Consider the following 2,111-nt stretch of genomic DNA (forward strand, 5'->3'; position numbering starts at 1 on the left):
TTTTTATTATTTTTTTTAAGTAATGAATGGGTTTTAGTAGGACATTTAAGAATGGAAGGAAAAATTTATCTTCATCTAACTAGTCAATGTGCTCCTGTTCAAGATAAACATGAGCATTTTCGTCTTTTTCTAGAAAATAATTTAGTCTTTCGTTTTTATGATTTTCGTAAATTTGCTCGTTTTAATCTTTATAAAAAAGATAAATATTTGAAAGAAAGTAAATTGTGTCAATTAGCTCCAGATCCTTTTTCAATTTCTCTTGAAACTTTTTATCAAAAATTACAAAAAAGCAGCACTATTAATATTAAACAAGCATTATTAAATCAAAAAATTATTTCAGGCATCGGTAATATTTATGCTAGCGAAATCTTATTTTTAACTCAAATTCATCCTGAGATGAAAGCTAATAAGTTGATATTAGAAAAAGTTCGTGAACTTTTAAATAAAACGAAAAAAGTTTTGACTAAAGCAATTGAAGCAGGCGGAACTTCGATTAGCACTTTTGAGGTACTAGGAGTCAAAGGAAATTTTCAAAAACAACTTTTAGTGTATGGCAAAGACAAACAAAAATGTTATTTTTGTCCAAAATTAATTCAAAAAATTAAAATAAATGGGAGAAGTTCGTATTTTTGTGAACAGTGTCAAAAAATATAAATTATAAAATATTTTTTTGCTAGTTATTTTTTAGTAAAGGTGATTTTATGAGTTTTGTTTGGAAAAATTTCCGTATTCAAATACAAAATATTTTATTACCTGAAGAACAAAAAAATTTAACTTTATTATATCAACCTTTAGTAGGTAGCAACGCTTTAGGGCTTTATAATACTCTTTATTTTTTACACCAAACTTCTTTATCTTCGAATTCTAAACAATATATGCATCAATTTTTATTTGATATTTTAAATATAGATGCAAAAAAATTTTTGAAAATAAAAGAAAAATTAGAAATTGTTAACCTATTAGATACTTTTGAAAATTCTCTTCAAGAAAAAATATATGTTTTGCATTCTCCTTTAAAAGAAAAAAAATTTTTTCAAGATCCGATTTTAAATCAATTTTTGTTAAGTGAGGTAGGAGAAGTTATTTATACCAATCTTCAATCAATATGTTTGACATCAAAAAATCAAATTGATTTAAAGAGTTATAAGAAAATTAGTAAAACTTTTCCTGAAATTTATAATTTCAAAAAAATTAATTTACAAAAAACTATTCTTCATTACACCAAAACTCATTCTTCAGACAACCAAAAAAATTTAATATTTCAACAATATTTTGAATATGAATCATTTATTAATGGTTTACCAGAACGTTTTCAACAACCTTTTTTACTAGAATGGAAAAATATTGATTTTATAACTAAAATAGCTTTTATTTATGAGATTAAACCAAAAGAAATGATATCCTTGTATCAAGAAAGTTTTCAATATAATTATGAAGAAGAAGTAGATTTAAGCATTTTAACAACTACGATTAAAAGAAAATATTTGAAAAAAGATAAAATTAAAATTGTTAATACAAAAGATTTTAGCGATAAAGAGAATGAAATGATTTTTTATTTAAAAAATACTCACCCTCATCGTATTATTAATACTTTTGGAAAAAGCAAGTTTTTTTGTTCTAGTTTATATGATATTGTTCTAAGTTTACATAATAAAAATAATGTTGAAAACGGAGTTATTAATGCTTTATTAATGTATGTTTTTAAATTAAAACCACACCATAATAATATTGTTCCAGCTTATAATTATTTTCAAACTATTCTTAATTCTTGGTTACAAAAAGGAATTATTTCTACAGAAACAGCTTATGATTTTTTAATGGAAGAACAAAAAAATTATCATTATACAAAAAATAAACAAAATAACCCTAAATGGTTAGATGATGCTAAAAAAGAATTAATCTTGGATAATTAAAAAAAGGAAAATGAAATTATGTGTGCATTTGATAAACCTAATCTAAGAGATATTAAAAATTATATTTCAAATAATATAGAAACTAAAAATTTACAATTTGAAGATAAAGATTTAATGATAGTTTATAAATATTTACAATTGAAAAAAGAAGAAAATAATTATACTTATCAGTTAGCTTTAAAAACTAAACCTTATGTT

General features: G+C 22.3%; 2 protein-coding genes and 1 pseudogene. All 3 read left to right on the forward strand.

The features are described from left to right. On the forward strand, positions 1-654 hold a 654-nt coding region (mutM, locus tag AlmWB_RS00815; protein ID WP_050337168.1), incomplete at its 5' end, for a DNA-formamidopyrimidine glycosylase. Positions 655-701: 47 nt separating this feature from the next. Then, entirely contained in the window at positions 702-1,913 is a 1,212-nt protein-coding gene (locus tag AlmWB_RS00820; protein ID WP_050337170.1) for a DnaD domain protein, read from the forward strand. Positions 1,914-1,931: 18 nt separating this feature from the next. Next, positions 1,932-2,111: pseudogene (locus tag AlmWB_RS00825) on the forward strand (ATP-binding protein); the annotation flags it as partial.

Origin of the sequence: Candidatus Phytoplasma phoenicium, from assembly GCF_001189415.1 — a bacterium.
Classification (GTDB): Bacteria; Bacillota_I; Bacilli_A; order Acholeplasmatales; family Acholeplasmataceae; genus Phytoplasma; species Phytoplasma phoenicium.

Bases quoted from the DNA above. Each gene is read 5' to 3' on its own strand.
- AlmWB_RS00820 (WP_050337170.1), top strand. From the start codon at position 702: ATGAGTTTTGTTTGGAAAAATTTCCGTATTCAAATACAAAATATTTTA.